Raw genomic sequence first — 18,121 nt, forward strand, 5'->3', positions numbered from 1 at the left:
TTCGTTTCGACTAGCTGATGGAGATCTTTTCCAACGGTTCCGGCGCGGCGCTGGACGCAGCGGCCGGGCTGCTTGAATCCGGAGAGGTAGCGCTCGCCGGAGGCTCACGGCGGTCACTGGGCCGGGCACCCGCCTCGGAACCCGTCGTCCCCTTCGGCCGCTTCGCGAGGATCAGGTCCCCCGCCTTCTGGATCACGTCGCCAAACGACACCCCGGACCGGTGCGGCTGGCCCGCCGCCGGAGCCGTGTGCGCCTGCTTCGCCCGGTCCTCGATGGCCGCGTCGATGTGCTGCAGCTCGTGAATCTGCGCATCGAGGATGTGCGCGACACCCTTGAGCGCCTCCTGCTTCGCCCGGAAGAGCTGCTGCACCAGGCCTCGCCCGCCCGGAATCAGGGCGTTGGTGAGCTCGGCGAACCGAGCGCCGTACTCCGGCGAAGCGCCAAAAGAACCCTGCGGATAACGATCATCTTGCGTGGACATCAAACACCTCTTTCTTTTTGGAAACTCACGATGAGCCGGTCACCCTCCATGCGGGCGCCCGACGTCGGGAGGAGTGCAATCATCCGAGGCAACACGACGTTGCGCCGGACGGCCCCGACCTGGATGACGAACTCCGCGCCGCGGCGGGAGAGCTCGACATCGCTCTTCGCCACGAAGGGGAGCCGCACCTCCAGCGAATACGCATCCACTGCGTCCTTGCGGATGCCCAGGGCAGGGTGCGGGGCCGTGAGACGGACGGGGTCCTCTCCCTGGTAGAGCTGCTCTGCGAAGACCTCGAGCGGCTTCTCCCCCACCACCTCGGTGGCCTGGTGCGGGACCTTCAACACCAGCAGCGACGAAAAGGCGCTCTGGAGCTTCTCCACGTGTGACTGCTGCGCCCGCCCCCGTTCGGAGCCGGCGTCGGCGGCTTCCGGTGCGAGTCGGTTGATGACGACGCAGTCCACCGCGAGGCCGAGCAGGCTGAAGTACGTGTACGCCCGCTGCGCCTCCTGTCCGGACACCGTGTCCGCGGTGGTCACCAGCCGGAGGGTCGTCACCTCCGGGTCGTGCAGCAGCGCGTCCACGGCGGTCAGCCGGTCGCGAACCTCCAGGCTCGCGTCCGCGCCATGGAGGCTCGCCGCCAGCAGGCGTGCCTTGCGCCCCGGCTGCGTGGGCGCCTGCTGCTTGCGCGCGTACCAGCTCATCGCCGGCACGGTGTTGAGCAACTGCAGGGCCGTGCGGGTGGACGGGCAATCCACGATGACGAGGTCGTGCTGCTGCTCGCGGAGGTACTCGTCCAGGCGGAGGAGCATGACGACGTGGGCCGCCTCGGCCGTCATCGCCACCTCCTCCGCGTTCACGCGCTCCAGCCCGCCATCCACGAGCGCGGCCAGTCCGCCCTGGCCCCCGTTCCATCCCCGGCGGAGCTCTTCTCCAACGTCCACCTCGTGGAAGGACAGGTGGTCGTTGACGCCCACGGGAACGCCCCGGGGGCCGGAGAAGAGTGGACTCTCGACGCCCATGGCGGCGCTGAGGCCGCGGGACAGGTCGAACGAAAGCACCAGCGTCCGGAGACCCCGGCGGGAAGCCGCCAGCGCCGTCGCGGCCGCCACCGTGGTCTTCCCTGAACCGCCGGTACCGGAGACAAGAATGATCCTGGCCATCTCAATCCACCTCTCGCGCTAGGTCGCCTTCGCCGCGTCAGACGCCCAGCCCGATTTCCCGATCCACGTCTGCGCACGGTTGAGCTGCGAGACGGTGGACTGGGTGCTCAGCAGGCTCTGGACGGTGGACTCCACCTGCTTGAGGTTCGCCGCGGAGAGCGTCTGGTCCACCACGGGATTCAGCCGGAAGTACTTCTTCCGCAGAATCATGCGGCACTGGTAGTCCGCCGCGTCCGAGCCGGCCTCCAGCATCATCTTCACGAGCACCATGGGGTCGTGGAAGTCCAGCAGCCACTTGGAGAAGCCCCAGTTGGCCACGCCCTTGCAGAAATGCGGCGTGAGGTACGAAGACATGCAGCCGTTGCCCACCGACATCATCAGGATGTTCGTCAGGTCGGGCGGCTCCGTCTCCAGCGTCTCCACCTTCTCCGAGCGGCTCTTGCGGGTGATGTTGTTGATGATCTGCGCCAGCGCCACCAGCGACGGGTTGTTGGCGAAGATGCCGCCGTCGACGTAGCCGCTGCCCTGCTCCCGGATGCCCTGGTAGACGGGATAGGAGAGCGGAGGCGAGCCGCTGCGCATCAGCACGTCCACCACCAGCTCGTTGTGGTCGGTGTCGTTGTCCGGACCGGTGTTGTGGAAGACCTTGGCCTTCCAGGTCCGCAGCGACTTGCGGTGACCGTCGAGCTGGAAGGACGGCAGCGCCACCTTCCGCTTCAGGTCTCCCAGGCGCAACGTGGCGCCGAAGTAGCTGCAGAAGAAGTCGCGCATGTAGCTGGAGTCGAGCAGCGCGGCGTTGCCCGTCAGCGCCATGGCGGTCCGCCCCAGTGACACCGCCTTGCGGTTCATCTGGACGACCTCGCCCCAGAAGTCGAGGATCTTGGGGAAGGCGTCGTCGGGGTTCTCGTAGGTGGCGAAGAACGCGGCGTTGAAGGAACCCGCGGACGTGCCGGAGAACAGCTCCACGTCGTTCAGCAGGCTCTGCCCGCCTCCGCGGCTGGTCAGGGTCTCCTTCAACGACTTGAGCAGTCCCGCGGTGACATACCCCTCACCGCCGGAAATAGACGTACCATCCATTGCAAGGACTCGGTGCGGCATTACATGACCTCCATGGGGAGCTGCGCAGCCAGCCCCGTTGCTGGCATTTCCGCCCGAGACACTTCTGCGATTGGCGGGAACATCAAAACCCTATCCAGACATTTCTGTATTTCAATTGCAAGCACGGCGACATTCCGCTCATCCATGATGAGCGTCATGTGATTGCCTGGAACCGGTATCACTTCCGTCCCCGCAAGCGCGAATCTGCGCACACTGTCGACGAGCGGGTCGCCTCCAATCGTCACAGGACCCGTCCTGAAAAGTGTGGCGGAGCCTCCGTACGCAGAGAACGTATAGAGTTGCTCCGAGCGGCGTGTTGCCAGGAAATTCCGGGCTGTCAGCGCGCTGTCTCGCAAGAAACGCCACAGGTATGAATACTGCCCATCTGTATCCCGACGAAGCAGGTCTGCCCATGCCTCGGGGAGGCTGATGCCCATCCATTCGCCTATCAATCTCAGGCTGGCGTAGTCCCGCGGCATCTGGGCCTCCCCCAGCACCTTGATGAGCTGGGAGCCCGCGGGAATCTCCTGCGGGGTGCCGTCATGCGCGGCCAGCCGGTCCAGCGCCGCGCCGTCAATCAAGCCGAGCAGCGCCACCTGTTCCCCGAGCGCCTCGAGCTGCCGCGCCATCTCACAGACGACGAGCCCTCCGTAGGACCAGCCCGCGATCCGGTACGGCCCACGCGGTTGGACCTGCCGCAGGGCCGCCACATACAGCGCGGCGGTGTCCTCGATGGTCTCCGGTGGCCGCTGGTCGTCCATGACGCCCGGCATCTGGAAGCCGAACACGGGCTGCTCCGCGTCCAGGTGGCGGGCCAGGGTGACGTAGACGGCCGGGCTGCCAGCGGACGGCGGGGCGAGGAACAGCGGCGGTTTGTGCCCCAGGGGCTTCAGCGCCACCACACAGGCAGGCAGTTGGCGAATCAGCGCGGTGACCTTGCTGGAGTGTTCGTCAACCCAGTGCGCCAGGGCCTCCACGGAGGGCCGGTCGAACACCTCATTGAGGGGCACCTCGATGCCCAGCTTCGCGGAGATGCGAGAGATGAGCGTGACAGCGAGGAGCGAGTGGCCCCCCAGTTCGAAGAAGCTGTCGGTGGGCGCCACGGTGCTCAGTCCCAGGAGTTCGCCGAACAGCGCCTGGAGCTGCCGCTCCGTCTCGGTCCGCGCCTCCGTGCGGGCCAGCGCGCTGGCTACGGGGGCCTCGGACACCACGGGCGGGAGCGCCTTGCGGTCAATCTTCCCGCTGGGCGTCAGCGGCAGCTCCGGGAGGACCGCGATGACCTCCGGCATCATGTACTCGGGCAGCACCTCACGCAGGGACTTGCGCAGCTCCGCCCGCAGGTCGCCGTTCTCCATCGACTGGGGCTGCACGTAGGCCACCAGGCGCGGCGCCCCGCTTGGGAGACGCTGCAGGAGCACCGCGGCCTGGACGACGTCGGGATGGCGGCCCAGCGCGGCCTCCACCTCTCCCGACTCGACGCGGTGACCGCGAATCTTGAGCTGGTCGTCCTGGCGGCCCAGGTATTCGATGCGTCCGTCGGAGAGGTACCGGGCGTGGTCCCCCGTGCGGTAGAGCCGCGAGCCCTCGGTGCTTTCGTCGAATGGATTCGGGACGAAGCGCTCCGCCGTCAGGTCCGGCCGGCGCAGGTAGCCTCGGGCCAGTCCGACGCCGCCGATGTACAGCTCGCCGGGCACGCCAACGGGCACCGGCTGGAGGTACCGGTCCAGGATGTACAACCGCATGTGCGGGATGGGCCGGCCAATGGGCACCCGCTCCGGGGGGGGCGTGCCATCCGGCAGCAGCGTCTCGAAGCAGCACGCCACCGCGGCCTCGGTGGGGCCGTACTCGTTGATGACGCGCGTGGGGATGCCCTGCTCCCGCCACGCGGCCAGGTCCACGCCGTGCAGCCCTTCCCCGCCCAGCACCACCGCGTGGGTGCGGCCCAGCACCTCGCGCGTGCGTCCCAGGCCGTTGAAGGCCCGCAGGTGCGACGGCGTCATCTTGATGAAGCTGAAGCCCTGCTCGGGGTAGTCCCGGGACGTCAGCTGGTCGATTTCGTGACCGCGCGGCACGAGGAACAGCGCGCGGCCCGCCAGCAGCGGCGCGAAGAGGCTCGTCAGCGTGCCGTCGAAGCTGACGGAGCCAATCACCGGGCTCCCCGTCCCTTCACGAAGCCGGTACGCGTCCACGCTCCAGCGCAGGTAGTTGACGATGCTCCGGTGCGTGATTTCCGTGCCCTTGGGCCGGCCCGTCGAACCCGACGTGTAGAGGATGTAGGCCAGTTGGTCGGGGAGGACGTCACGACGGAGCTGCTGGCCAGGCGCGGCGGGCATGTCCCGGTAGTCTTCGTCCACGTGGAGCGTGACGAAGCCCCCCATGCCCCAGAGGCGCTCGGACAGCTTCGTGGAAGAAATCACCACCCGGGGCCGGGCATCCGCGACGATGTGGCGGAGCCGGTCCGCGGGCTCGTCTGCGTCGAGCGCGAGGAACGCGCCCCCTGCCTTCATCACCGCCAGCAGGCTCACGATGAGCTCCGCCGAACGGTCCAGGTAGACGCCGACCACCACCTCCGGTCCCACGTCCAAATCCTGGAGCGACGCGGCGACCCGGTCGCTGAGCTGATCGAGCTCGCCGTAGGTCAGCTCCCAGTCGTCCACGACGACGGCCACCGCATCCGGCGTGCGCAGCGCCTGGGCTTCGATGAGCGCATGGAGGCACGCACCTTCCGCCTCCGGCGTCCCCGTGTCGTTCCACTGCCGGAGCACGCGCTCGCGGACATCCGCGGGGAGCACGGGCAGCTCGCCCACCGGCCGCTGGGGCTCGGCCACCAGCCCTTCGAGCAGCACCTGGAAGCAGTCCACGTAGTGCTGGATGGTGCCCTGCTCGAAGAGGTCGCGGTTGAACACCATCCGCGCCGACAACCGGTCGCCATGGTCATCCACGAAGAGGTTGAGGTCGAAGCGCGATGATTCCGCCTCGAACTCGAGCGGCCGCATGCGGAGGCCCGTCTCGTCCTGGGCCTCGCCGGAAGCGCGGACCCAGGCGAACACGACCTGGAACAACGGGTTGAAGCCCAGGCTGCGCGCGGGCCTCAGCTCCTCCACGAGCAGGTCGAAGGGCAGGTCCTGGTGAGCGAAGGCATCAAGCACCGTCTCACGCACGCGCTCCAGCACCGTGGCGAAACCCGGACTGCCACCGAGGTCCACCCGCATCACCAGGTTGTCCACGAAGAAGCCCACCAGCGGCTCAAGCTCCGTGCGCGTCCGGTTGATGGAGTTCGCGCCCAGGACCAGGTCCTCACCTCCCGTGAGGCGGTGCAGGAGCACGAAGAACGCGCTCAACATCCCCACGAACGGCGTGGTGCGGGCCGCGTGGCTCTGCGCCTTCAAGGCGGCGGTGAGCTGGGGGCCCACTTCGAAGCGGACCTCGCCGCCTCGGTTCGACTGCACCTTGGGGCGCGGATGGTCCGTGGGCAGCTCGAGCAGCGGAGGCGCCCCCTCCAGCTTCTTGCGCCAGTAGTCCACCAGCTTCTGGCGAACCTCGCCCTGGAGGTACTCCCGCTGCCAGACAGCGAAGTCGGAGTACTGGAGCGTCAGGGGCGGCAACGGCGAGGGCTGGCCGCTGGCGAAGCTGCCATACAACGTCACGATTTCGCGGACGAGGATGGCCTGCGCCCATACGTCCGCCGCGATGTGGTGCAGACAGAGCTGGAGGTACTGCCCCTGCGCGCCCCGCTCAATGATGAGCACACGCATCACGGGGCCCGTGGCCAGGTCGAAGGGCCGCTTGCCCTCACGCTGGAGGAAGGCCTCCACGCCCGCGGGTTCGGAGGCCAACACCTCGCGCTCGTCGAGCACGCGGAAGTCGAACCGGGGCTCCGGGTCGACAATCTGGACCGGGACGCCCGCGTGCTCGGCATAACGCGTGCGGAGCACCTCGTGGCGGCGGATGACCTCGGTGAAGCAGCGCTTCACGATGGCGACGTCGAGGTGACCGTCGATCTGCAACGCCAGCATCAGGTTGTAGGCGGTGCTCCCGGGCTCCAGACGGTCCAGGAACCACAGCCGCGTTTGCCCATAGGAGAGCGGCGCGGGCCCGGTGCGTTGAACCGGGACGATGGGCGCCTCCTCCTGGCCCTGGTCATGGGCACGCAGGAGCTTGAGCAGCTCGGGTTTGTGTTCCGCCAGTGACTGCCGAAGCTCCGGGCTGGCGGCGCCTTTCGGTCCGCGAAGCCTCAGCGCGTCGCCTTCTACCCGGACTTCCAGGCCCCGCCGATTCAGCTCGGCGAGCAGTTCCCCCAGGTTCATACCGTCAACTCCTCGATGTCGGCTGCGGCCTCTGCCGCGGGAGCACGCGCGAGCAGCTCCTTGAGCTCGAGCTGGGTACTCAGCGCATCCACAATCCCGTCGAGCGTGGTGCCGTCGATGAAACGCGCCATGAGCAGGTCCACACCCAGCTCGCGGCCAATGCGATTCTTGAGCTCGACCGCGCGCAGCGAATCGAGCCCCATCTCGTTCAGGGAGATCTTCTTCTGGAGGACCTCGTGGTCCGGGGCGAAGCCCAGCAAGGGCCCCAGCCGGCTCTGCACGTATCGGGTCAGCAACGCTCGCCGGCGCTCTCCGTCCGCCCGCTTCAGCTCGTCCATCAGCTCATGCATCCGCGAAGCCGCCGCGGACCGGGCCTGCTCACGGAGCATCAACTCGGAGAACAAGGGGCCATGGCCGGGCGAAGGCCCCGCCTCCAGCGAGGAGACGCTGAAGGGCACCACGCCCACCTGCACGGCCCCCTGCTCCAGCAGCTGTTCGAAGACCTGGAGTGCCACTTCGGGTGAGAGGCTGGCGGCATCCGACGCCTCCGAGCGGTCCGCGCTCTTCGCCGCCATGCCCGCGCCCGCCCACCTTCCCCAGTTGATGCTGAGGGCAGGCAGACCCTGGCGGTTCCGGTGATGCGCCAGTGAATCAAGGACACTGTTCGCCGCCACGTAGTTGGACTGTCCCGCCACGCCCACCAGCGAGGCCGCGGACGAGTACATGACGAAGAGGTCCAGCGGCATCCCGGCCGTGGCGCGGTGCAGGTTCAACGCGCCCTGCACCTTGGGCGCGAACACGCGCGAGAAGCGCTCCGCCTCCTGGTGCAGGATGACGCCGTCCTCCAGCACGCCCGCCGTGTGGATGATGCCTCGCAGGGACTGGCGCCGCTCGGACACGCCCGCCACCAGCCGCTGCACGTCCTCCTGTCGTGAGACATCCGCGCGCGCGACGGTGACGTTGACGCCCCGGGCGGTCAGCGCCGCGAGCCGACCGTTCGCCGCGTCCGTGGGCTCGCTCCGTCCCACCAGCAGCAGGTGCCGCGCCCCCGCCCCCACCAGCCATTCCGCCGTCGCGAGCCCCAGCGCTCCCAGGCCTCCCGTGACGAGGTAGACGCCATCCGGGTGGATACGCACGGGGGCAGCGCGTTCAGGTGGCTTGCCAGGACGCACCAGGCGCGCGCCCAGGAGCCGGCCGCCGCGCAGGGCCATGACGTTCTCCTCCGGCGGCTGCGCCATGAGGTGGAACAACCGCTCCAGCGATTCAGAGCCCGGCTCCAGGTCCACCATGCGGCACGCGAGCTCCGTGTGCTCGATGGCCACCGCGCGGCCGAAGCCCCAGAGCGAGGCCTGAGCGAAGCCCTCCACCGCATCCGTGGGCGTGGCGGCCACCGCGCTCTCCGTCACCATCCACAGGGCAGGCGGCTGCGCCCAGCTGGCACGCGCCATCGCCTTCACGAGGTGAAGTGCGCCCACGGTGCTCGACGTCACCGCGCCGGAGAGGGCTTCTGGGGAACGGTCATCGAGTCCCCACAGGTAGGCCACTGCCGCCGGAGCCGAGCCCGTGGCGGAGACGTCCTGGAGCAACCGGTCAAAGCCGGCCGCGTCATGGGGGTTGAGCCGATAGTGGGTCGCGTCGATGCGTTCGTAGGACGCACCGGGCGAGGCCACCACGCAGGACCAGGCGCGTTGCCGCGCCAACATCCTGACTTCGTCCGCGACGCGGTCCGAGTCCACCAGCAGCAGCCAGGCCCCGGCCTGCGAAGCCACCTGGTCACGTGCGGTGGGCACGGGCTGCTCCCGCCATGCCAGCTCGAAGAGGAGTTCCTGCATCGCCCCGGAGAAGGCGGCCTGGAACGCGCGGCGGTCGACCTGCTTCAGCAGCAGGCCTTCCACCTCGGCCACGACGGCGCCGTCCTCGTCCAGGATGCGGAGGTCGGCGCTCACCAGTCCCTCAGAGAGCGACGTGCGTGCTCCGGTTCGGGCATGCACCCAGATGCTGCTCCCGGGCCGCTTGAACCAACGCAGCCGCTCGATGGCGACCGGAATGCGCCCCTGCCCTTCTCCCGCCACCTGCGCGCCGCCGCCGGTGAACGCCGCCGCCGCCGTCTGGAAGCACGCGTCGAGCAGCAGCGGATGCAGCCAGTAGTCCCCCAGACCGATGACGAGTTCATCGGGCAGCCGCACGTGGGCGAGGCATCCCTCCCCGCCGAACCGCAGCGCATCGATGCCTCGGAACGAGGGGCCGTACTCCAACCCGCCGTGCGCCATCATGTCGTAGTGCGCGCTGACGGAGCCCTGTTGGGGGAACGCCGGCAACAGCCCCGACTCCAGCGCCACGTTCTCCGGGTGTGCGCGGCCTTCGGTGATTCGACCTTGCGCCAACCGGGCCCAGCTCCGGTCCGACGTCCCTGTCCCCTGCCCGAAGATTTCGAAGTGGGAGCCCTGCTCCTCGGGCGTCAGGACCGTCTGGACGTTTTGTGCCTGTCCCTCCGCGAAGACCAACGCCCGCTCCAGCTCGATGGCCGTGAGCTCCAGGGGCTTCCCGCCCGAGGTCGCGTGGTGCGCGGCGCCGAGCGCCATCTCGACGTAGCAGGAGGCCGGCAACACCGGGTTGCCCAGCACACGATGCTCCTCGACGAAGGCGGGCTCGTGCCTGCTCAGCCTGGCTTCGAACCGTGACTCCTTGGCTCCCGCGAGCGACAGCGGTGTCCCTGGCAGGGAGTGCGCGTCGCCTCGCCCGGCATCGTCACGCGCAGCCTGGCCGCGGTGCTTCTCGGGGCTTCGCGAGTCCATCCAATAGCGCTCACGCTGGAAGGGATGCGTCGGCAAGCAGCGCGGGCGCCGCTCGAACGGCGCATCGAACGCGGCCCAATCCACGTCGAAGCCGCGCATGTACAGCTCCGCCACGCTGGCGAGCAGCTGCGCCGTCTCTCCGGTGGACGGACGCAGGCTGGGAAGCCAGCACAGGTCCTCCGACTGGAAGGTCCTGCGGCCGATGCCAGCCAGGATGGGCGCTGGCCCCAGCTCCAGATAGGTCCGGTGCCCCTCCTCGCGCGACGCCTCCAGCGCCTTGGCGAAGGCGACGGGCTCTCGGATTTGACGGCACCAGTAGTCTGGCCGGGTGATTTCGTCACCGACACGCCGGCCTTCCAGCGTGGACACCAGCGGGATGCGTGGCGCCGACAGCGTGAGCCCTCGGAAAGCCTCCGCGAACGGCTTCAGCACGGGCTCCATCTGCGTGGAGTGGAACGCGTAGGACATCCGCAGACGCTTCGTCTGGACGCCCTGGCTCGTCAGGGCCTGCTCCACCTCGGTGATGGCATCGGGTGTCCCGGAGATGACCACGTCATCGGGACCGTTGACCGCCGCCATGGAAACCGTTCCGGCGTGCGGCGCAATGGCCCGGTTCACCGTTTCGAGCGAGGCAGAGACCGCCAGCATCGCGCCCGTGCCCAGCAACTCGCCGATGAGCCGCGCGCGCGTCACGACCAGGCGCAGCGCCTCCTCGATGCTGAACACCCCCGCGACAGCGGCCGCGGCATACTCTCCCAGGCTGTGCCCGATGAGCGCCGCTGGCGTGACGCCCCAGGCGCCCCACAGCTCCGCCAGCGCATACTCCAGGGCCACCAGCGAGGGCTGCGCATGGCGCGTGTCCTCCAGGAGCGTCGCTGAGGATTCACCGAAGAGGAGCGCTTCGAGGCTGCAGTCGAGCAGCCCCTCCAGCGCCTTCGAGCACCGCTCCACCGCTGCACGGAACACCGGCTGTGTCTCGAAGAGCTCCCGTCCCACGCCGGGGCGAAGCGCGCCCTGCCCCGTGAAGAGGAAGACGGGCCGGGGGCTCTCCGTTCCGCGCAGGGGTTCGCGCGCCGGGCGCAGCTTCTCTTCGCGCAGCCGCGCCAGGTTCGCGCGCAGCTCCGCGGTCGTGGCGCCCGAAACGGCGGCACGGTGCTCGAACTGGGAGCGGCCCGTGTTCGCCGTGTAGCACCAGTCTCCCAGCGCCGCTGCGTCCTCCGGCAACGCGCGTTCCTGCGCTTCCATCAGCGCTTCGAGCGCGGCTTCGCTCTTCGCCGACAGCGTCAGCACATGGGCCGGGCGCTCCGCATCCACGCGGGGCCGCGCCAGCACGGGGGCCTCTTCCACCACCATGTGCACGTTGGTGCCGCTGAAGCCGAAGCTGCTGACGCCCGCGATGCGGCGCTTGTCACCGCGCAGCCAGGGCCGCGTGGCCGTGGGGATGGTGACGGGCAGGTCGTCCCAGCGGATGTTCGGATTGGGCCGCTCGAAGTTCAGGTGGGCGGGGATGGCCTCGTTCTGCAACGCGAGCAGGACCTTGATGAGCCCCGCGATACCGGCGGCGGCCTCCAGGTGCCCGATGTTCGTCTTCACCGAGCCGACGTACAGCGGCTCACCACGAGCGCCCTTGCGCCCGAAGACGGACCGCAGCGCCTCCATCTCGATAGGGTCACCGAGCAGCGTCCCCGTCCCGTGGGCCTCGATGTAGCCCACCTGGTCCGGCTCCACGCCACAGCTATCCAGGGCCGCCCGGATGACGCGCTCCTGCGAGCGCCCGTTCGGCACCATCATCCCGCTGCTGCGGCCGTCATGTGTGACAGCCGAGCCCCGAATGACGCCGAGGATGGCATCGCCCTTGGCCAGCGCGTCCGACAGGCGCTTGAGTACGACGACGCCACAGCCCTCGCCGCGCCCGAAGCCGTCCGCGGACGCGTCGAACGTCTTGCAGCGGCCATCCGCCGCCAGCATGCGGTTCTGGCACTCCACCATCACCGTGACGGGAGAGAGGTTCAGGTTCGCGCCCGCGGCGAGCGCGAGGTCGCTCTCGTCGTTGCGGAGGCTCTGACAGGCCAGGTGGATGGCGACGGCGGACGACGAGCACGCCGTGTCCACGGAGACCGCGGGCCCCTGAAGGCCCAGCGTGTGGGAGATGCGTCCCGCGGCGACGGACGGGTAGTTGAGCGACGCCGAGTGGAACTCCATGTTCTCGGCGATGCCCAGCAGGTTGTAGTCGTTGTGCATCAGCCCCAGGAAGATGCCGGTGCGGCTCCCGGAGAGGCCCGCGGGCGGAATGCCGGCGCGCTCCAGGGCTCGCCAGCACTCCTCCAGCAGCATGCGCTGCTGCGGGTCCATGCCCTTGGCGTCACGCGGCGTGATGCCGAAGAAGCCAGGGTCGAACAGGTCGACGCCGTCGATGAACGAGCCTCGGCGCGTGTACATCTTTCCCGGGACACCCGGCGTGGGGTCGTAGAACGCGTCGACATCCCACCGTGAGGCAGGCACGTCCCGTGTCGCGTCGCGGCCCTCGGCGAGCAGCTCCCAGAACGTCTCTGGCAGGTCACCTCCGCCGGGGAAGCGGCAGGACATGCCCACCACGGCGATGGGCTCGGCCGCCAGCAGCTCCTTCTTCGAGCGCAGCTGGCTCGCGAGGTACGCGAGCTTGACGACAGGCAATTCCGAAATGCGTGTAGATAGTTTCGCCATCAGGGTCTCATCTGGTGAGCGCGCTCTCCAGCTCCTGGTCGATGAGGGATGTCAGCTCCTGCTCCGACAGCCCTTGAATCTCCGCGGAGAGCGCGCCCTGCGCCTCCCGCGATGCTTCCTGCTTCTTCTGAGCCTCGGTCCCCATCCCCAGCTCTTCGGCCAGATGCGCGACGAGCCCGTTCACCGTGGGGAAGTCGAAAATCAGCGTTGAACGCAGGCTTCGCCCGAGGCTGCTCGCGAGCCGGTTCTTGATTTCGATGGCCAGCAGCGAATCGACGCCCAGTTCGAACAGGCGCTCGTTTCCGGACAGCCGCTCCGACTCCGGCATGCCCAACGTCGCGGACACCTGCCCCGCGACGTGCTGACGCAGCAACTCCGCCTTGCGATTCGGCGGCGCCGCGTCCAACTGCGCGCGGAAGGCCGGCGCTTGCACCCGCTGTGGCACGCTCCCCAGCAAGCCCTGGACGAGCGCCTGCCGCGCGAGCCCCGGCAGTTGCTCCGCCAGCCGCGCCCAGTCCACGGGGAAGACGCCCCACTGGACCTGCGCGCTCCCGATGAGCCGCTCCAGTACGCTGAAGCCCTGCTGGACGGGAATGGCGCCGAAGCCCTGCGCCCCCGGCCGCGCGGAGGCGGCCCGCTCCAGCCGTGCCGCCATGCCCGTCTCCGCCCACGAGCCCCAGTTGAGCGTCAGCGCGGGCAACCCCTCCGCGTGGCGCAAATGGACCAGCGCATCGAGGAAGGCATTCGCGGCGACGTAGTTCGACTGGCCCGGAGACCCGATGAGCGAGGCGGCGGACGAGAAGCAGACGAAGAAGTCCAGCGCCATGCCCTGGCTGAGCACATGGAGGTTCCACGCGCCCTGAAGCTTGGGGGCCAGCACCTCCCGGAACTGCTCGGGCGTCTGGTTGGCGAGCGTTCCGTCGCGGAGGACGCCCGCCGAATGGATGATGCCGCGCACGGGCGGGGCTTCGCGCAAGCTCGCGAAGAGGTCCGCCATGGCGTCGTGAGACGCGATGTCTACCCGTGCGACCCGCACCTTCACGCCCTGGGCCTCGAGCGCATCGAGCTGGGCGCGGGCTTCAGGAGCCGGAGCACTGCGCCCAATCAGGACCAGATGCCGTGCGCCCTGCGCCGCCAACCAGGTGGCGGCACGCAGGCCGAGTCCCCCCAGGCCTCCCGCGACGAGATAGGTGGCCTCCGCGACGATGGACACCTTCTTCGCCGCGACCGTTCGAGAACGGGCCCGCTCGAGCCGGGGGGTGTAGAGACCGCCGCCACGAATGGCAGCGCCGGACTCCCCATCCGGCAACGCGAGCGCCCGCATGAATGTGCCCAGGTCTTCGGACCGGGGCTCCGCGGGCAGGTCGATGCGGAGGCACCGCAGTTCGGGCAACTCCGTCGCCACGGCCTGTCCGAAGCCCCACAGCGGCGCCTGCGCGACGCGGGCGCCGTGCGTATCGGAGGGCAGGCTTTGCGTGCCCCGCGTCACCAGCACCAGCCGGGGCGACGCTCCCTGCCCATGCGCCAGGGCCTGCGTCAACCGTAGCGCGCCCAGGCACCCCGCCTCCTGAGCCACGTCGAGCCTGGCGCCTGTGTCACCCGCCTGCGCCCCCTCATCGAGGCCCCAGAGGTACAACAGCCCCGTGGGAGGCTGATTCGCCCACGCCTTGACCAGCCGCGCAGAGTCCTCCGGGTTGGCGGGATTGATGCGGAAGCCCTCGGGCGTGCTGCTGAACGACTCCCCCTTGCGAACCAACGTGCAGCGCTCGCCACGCTGCGAAAGCACCTGCACCAGGTCCGATGCGAAGTCGTCCTCGCTGGTGAAGACGGCCCAATGTTGATTCGCGGAGCGGGCTTCCTCCGTGACGGCACGCGGCACCCAGTTGAGGCGGTACAGCCAGTCCTGGAAGTCGTTGTCGAGCCCGCGCAGCAACACATCGCGCTCGGCCTTGCGCACCGAGAACCCCGACACGACGGCCACCACCGCGCCCTCTTCGTCACACAGGGTCAGGTCCGTCGCGGAGAAGCCCTCCTGCCCCTCCCGGGGAGGCTGCGTCGCATACGTCCAGACCCGCTCCGGCAGGGGCCGGTACAGGTCGAGCGTCTGCAAGGCCACCGGGAGGTGCAGCGCGTCTTCCTCGGTGAGCTGCGACACCGCCGCCGCCGTGCGCAAGCAGCCGTCGAACAGCGCCGGGTGGACGCGGTAGTGCCCGCTCCGGTCCTCCACCCGGCCCAACGACAACGCGGCCCCAGTCCCCCGATGCAGCGACGTCAGCACGCGCAGGGACGGCCCATAGTCGAGTCCGTGGTGCGTGAAGACGGCGGAGAGTTCATCGATGGAAACAGGCGTCGAGCAGCCACGGCCCCACGCCTCCCGATCCACCGATGGGGCCACGGAGCTCAGTGCCGACACCCGGCACGTCACATGGGTGACCCAGGCCGTGCGCGCGCCGCCGCCGCCCTCCTCCGAGCGCTCGTCCCCTCGGCTCACCACCTTGCACGCAAGGCCCGCATCGCCCTGGTCCTCGAGCAACGTCTGGACGACCCGCGTCTGCTGTTCGGGAAGCACCAGCGGCTGAAGCAGGGAGATGTCCTCCAGCCGCAGCGACTCCGTTCCGAGCACCTGCGCCGCCGCCGAGGCCAGCATCTCCACGTAGGCAGCGGCGGGAACCACCGCCTTGCCATACACCCGATGGTCCGCCACGAATGGCACGGTTCCCGCCGACAGCTCACTGGAGAAGACGGTCGTCCCCTCCTTCAAAGCGGCGGACTCCAGACGCGTCCCCAGCAATGGGTGAGTCGACGCACGGCGCGACGTGCGCGTCCACGGCGCGGGCACGTCCAGCCAATACCGCTGCCGCTCGAAGGGGTAGGTCGGCAGGGCCTTGCGAGTCCGCCCATAGCCCGCATCGAAGCGCTCCCAGTCCAGCCTGGCGCCGCGCACATACAGCTCGGACATCGCCCGGAGCAGGCCGGCCCAGTCGGAGCGGCGCGGGTGAAGCGTCTCCAGCCACAGCGCCTCCTCACCCGCCACCACGTCCCGCGCGAGGTTGGCCAGCGAGGGCTTGGGGCCCACCTCCACGAATACACGCACCCCGCGCTGGAGGAGCGTCCGGATGCCCTCCTCGAAGCGTACGGGCTGGAGGACATGGCGGGACCAGTAGGCCGGCTGGGTGATGGCCTCGCCTGCTTCGCGTCCGTCGAGGTTCGAGATGAGGGGAAGGCGCGGCTTCTGGAAGGCGGCGCGGCTCGCGGCCCGCTCGAACTCCGCCAGCATGGGCTGCATCAGCGGAGAGTGGAACGCGTGTGACACCTTCAGCCGCCGGCTCTCGATGCCCGCCTCCACGAGCGCCTGGTGCACGGTGTCAATGACCGTGTTGTCCCCCGAGATGACGGTGTTCCGCGGCCCATTGATGGCCGCCAGCGTGACCCGGGGATGCCCGGCGATGAGCGGCAGCACGCGCGCCGGCTCAGCGAACACGGCCAGCATCGCGCCGCGCTCGGGCAGCGCCTGCATCAGCCGCGCGCGCTCAGCCACCAGGGGCAAGCCGACCTCGGGCTCCAGGACGCCCGCGAACATGGCCGCCGCGTACTCACCCACGCTGTGGCCCAGGACCGCGTCGGCGCGCAGTCCCCACGCTCGCAGCAGGTGCGCCAAAGCCAGCTCCAGCGCCACCAGCGCGGGCTGGGTGTATCGCGTCTCGTCCAGCGCCCCTTCCGTGTCCTGGAAGAGCACCTCGGTGAGCGGCCGCTCCAGGTGCGGCTTCAGGATGTTCTCGAAGCGCAGGAGTTCCCGGCGGAACTCGGGCTGCGTGTCGAACAGCTCCCGGCCCATGCCCGCGTACTGGGAACCCTGGCCCGTGAAGAGGAACGCGACGCGCGGTGCCTCGCCGTCGCGGCGGCCTTCCACGCAGGTCTCGGGGACGGTGGGCGCTCCACGGCTGAACGCACGCAGCGCCTCGGTCAATTCCTCGGAGGTCGAAGCCGTGAAGGCCGCGCGCTCTTCCATGGCGCTGCGGCCGGTGTTCGCCGTATGGCAGACATCCGCGAGTCCTTCCGCGGGGCACAGCGGCAGCTCCTCCGCGATGGACCCGGCCAACCTGCGAAGACTGGCGTTCGAGCGCGCGGAGAGCGCCAGGACGTGACGCGGGCGTTCCACCTCCCGGACCGGAGACTTCGGCCGTGGCGCGGACTCCAGGACGACGTGCGCGTTCGTCCCCGAGAAGCCAAACGAGCTCACCGCCGCGAAGCGCGACTCCGCCCCCTGCCACGGACGGCGCGCGGTCGGCACTTCGATGGCCAACTGCTTCCAATCCACATGCGGCGTGGGAGTGCGCAGGTGGAGATGCGGCGGGACCTCCTCGTTCGCCAGGCACAGTGCGGATTTGATCAACCCCGCGATGCCGGACGCACCTTCGAGGTGCCCCATGTTCGTCTTCACCGAGCCGGCCATCAGCGGCTGCTGCCGTCCCGTCCTGGCGCAGTAGACGGACGCGAGTGCCTCCAGCTCGATGGGGTCGCCCAGCGACGTCCCCGTCCCGTGGGCCTCGACGTAGCCCACCTTCGCGGGCTCCACCTGTCCGTCCCGCAGGGCATCCCGGATGACGCGCTGCTGGGCAAGCCCGTTGGGCACCGTGAGCCCGCTGGTCCGCCCATCCTGGTTCACCGCCGAGCCGCGAATCACCGCGACGATGGGGTCCCCATCCGCGATCGCGTCCGACAGGCGCCGCAGGAAGACGAGCCCACAGCCCTCCCCTCGGCCGATGCCGTTCGCCGAGGCGTCGAAGGTCTTGCACCGGCCATCGGGCGACAGCATGTGCGTGCGCGACTCAATCAGCGTCGCGACGGGAGAGAGGACCAGGTTCACCCCGCCCGCCAGCGCGAAGTCGCTCTCCCGCTGACGCAGGCTGCGGATGGCCAGGTGCACCGCGACCAGCGACGAGGAGCACGCGGTATCGACCGTGAGGCTGGGCCCTTCGAGTCCGAAGGAGTACGACAGACGTCCCGCGGCGACGCTCGCGCCATTCCCCGCGCCGGTGTGGGCGTCGATGAGCTCCGGAGACTGGGTGGCAATCTGCGTGTAGTCCTGCCCCATCATCCCGACGAACACGCCAGTCCGCGTCCCGCTCAGGCTCGTCGGATTCCGGCCGGCGCGCTCCACGGCCTCCCAGGCGACCTCCAGTAACAGCCGGTGCTGCGGGTCCATCCGCGCCGCCTCACGCGGGGAGATGCCGAAGAAGCGCGGTTCGAACTGGTCGATGTCCCGCAGGAAGCTCCCGTGGCGCGTGTAGATGCCACCGGGATGATCCGGGTCGGGATGGAAGAAGCCGTCCGCGCTCCATCTGTCGGATGGAATCTCGGTGACGGTGTCCACGCCCTCGGAGAGCAGGCGCCAGTATTCAGCAGGGCTGGTGACGCCCCCCGGTAACCGGCAGCCAATGCCGACAATGGCAATGGCCCCGTGCCGCTCCTGCTCATGGGCATCGAGCTTCGACTGCGTCTCCTGCAACTTCAGGAGCGCGCGCTTCATCAGCTCGCCGTAGCTCGTATCGCTTCCTTGCGCTGACATCGATC

General features: G+C 69.2%; 6 protein-coding genes. All 6 read right to left on the reverse strand.

Annotated elements, in window-relative coordinates; all coding sequences use genetic code 11:
* Positions 1–10 precede the first annotated feature (10 nt).
* The 6 genes from OZ403_RS22345 to OZ403_RS22370 are packed head-to-tail and all read right to left on the reverse strand — an operon-like array spanning position 11 to position 18,116.
* Positions 11–481, reverse strand: coding sequence for a hypothetical protein (locus tag OZ403_RS22345; RefSeq protein WP_237081393.1), 471 nt, complete (start codon positions 479–481; stop codon positions 11–13).
* On the reverse strand, positions 481–1,644 hold the full coding sequence (locus OZ403_RS22350; RefSeq protein ID WP_268781678.1) for an ArsA family ATPase: 1,164 nt from the start codon (positions 1,642–1,644) through the stop codon (positions 481–483). The genes OZ403_RS22345 and OZ403_RS22350 overlap by 1 nt, the downstream gene beginning before the upstream one ends.
* A gap of 18 nt (positions 1,645–1,662) precedes the next feature.
* Positions 1,663–2,742 carry a patatin-like phospholipase family protein gene (locus OZ403_RS22355; RefSeq protein WP_140792797.1) on the reverse strand — a complete coding sequence of 360 codons (1,080 nt, stop codon included), beginning with the start codon at positions 2,740–2,742 and terminating at the stop codon, positions 1,663–1,665.
* Positions 2,742–7,049: a non-ribosomal peptide synthetase gene (locus tag OZ403_RS22360; protein ID WP_268781679.1), complete on the reverse strand. Its 4,308-nt coding sequence runs from the start codon at positions 7,047–7,049 to the stop codon at positions 2,742–2,744. The genes OZ403_RS22355 and OZ403_RS22360 overlap by 1 nt, the downstream gene beginning before the upstream one ends.
* Entirely contained in the window at positions 7,046–12,547 is a 5,502-nt protein-coding gene (locus OZ403_RS22365; protein ID WP_268781680.1) for a type I polyketide synthase, read from the reverse strand. The genes OZ403_RS22360 and OZ403_RS22365 overlap by 4 nt, the downstream gene beginning before the upstream one ends.
* 7 nt (positions 12,548–12,554) lie before the next feature.
* The gene (locus OZ403_RS22370; RefSeq protein WP_268781681.1) at positions 12,555–18,116 is read right to left on the reverse strand and encodes a type I polyketide synthase; all 5,562 of its coding nucleotides are present in this window, start codon (positions 18,114–18,116) and stop codon (positions 12,555–12,557) included.
* Positions 18,117–18,121 lie beyond the last annotated feature (5 nt).

This window comes from Myxococcus sp. NMCA1 (assembly GCF_026810205.1).
GTDB lineage: Bacteria > Myxococcota > Myxococcia > Myxococcales > Myxococcaceae > Myxococcus > Myxococcus xanthus_A.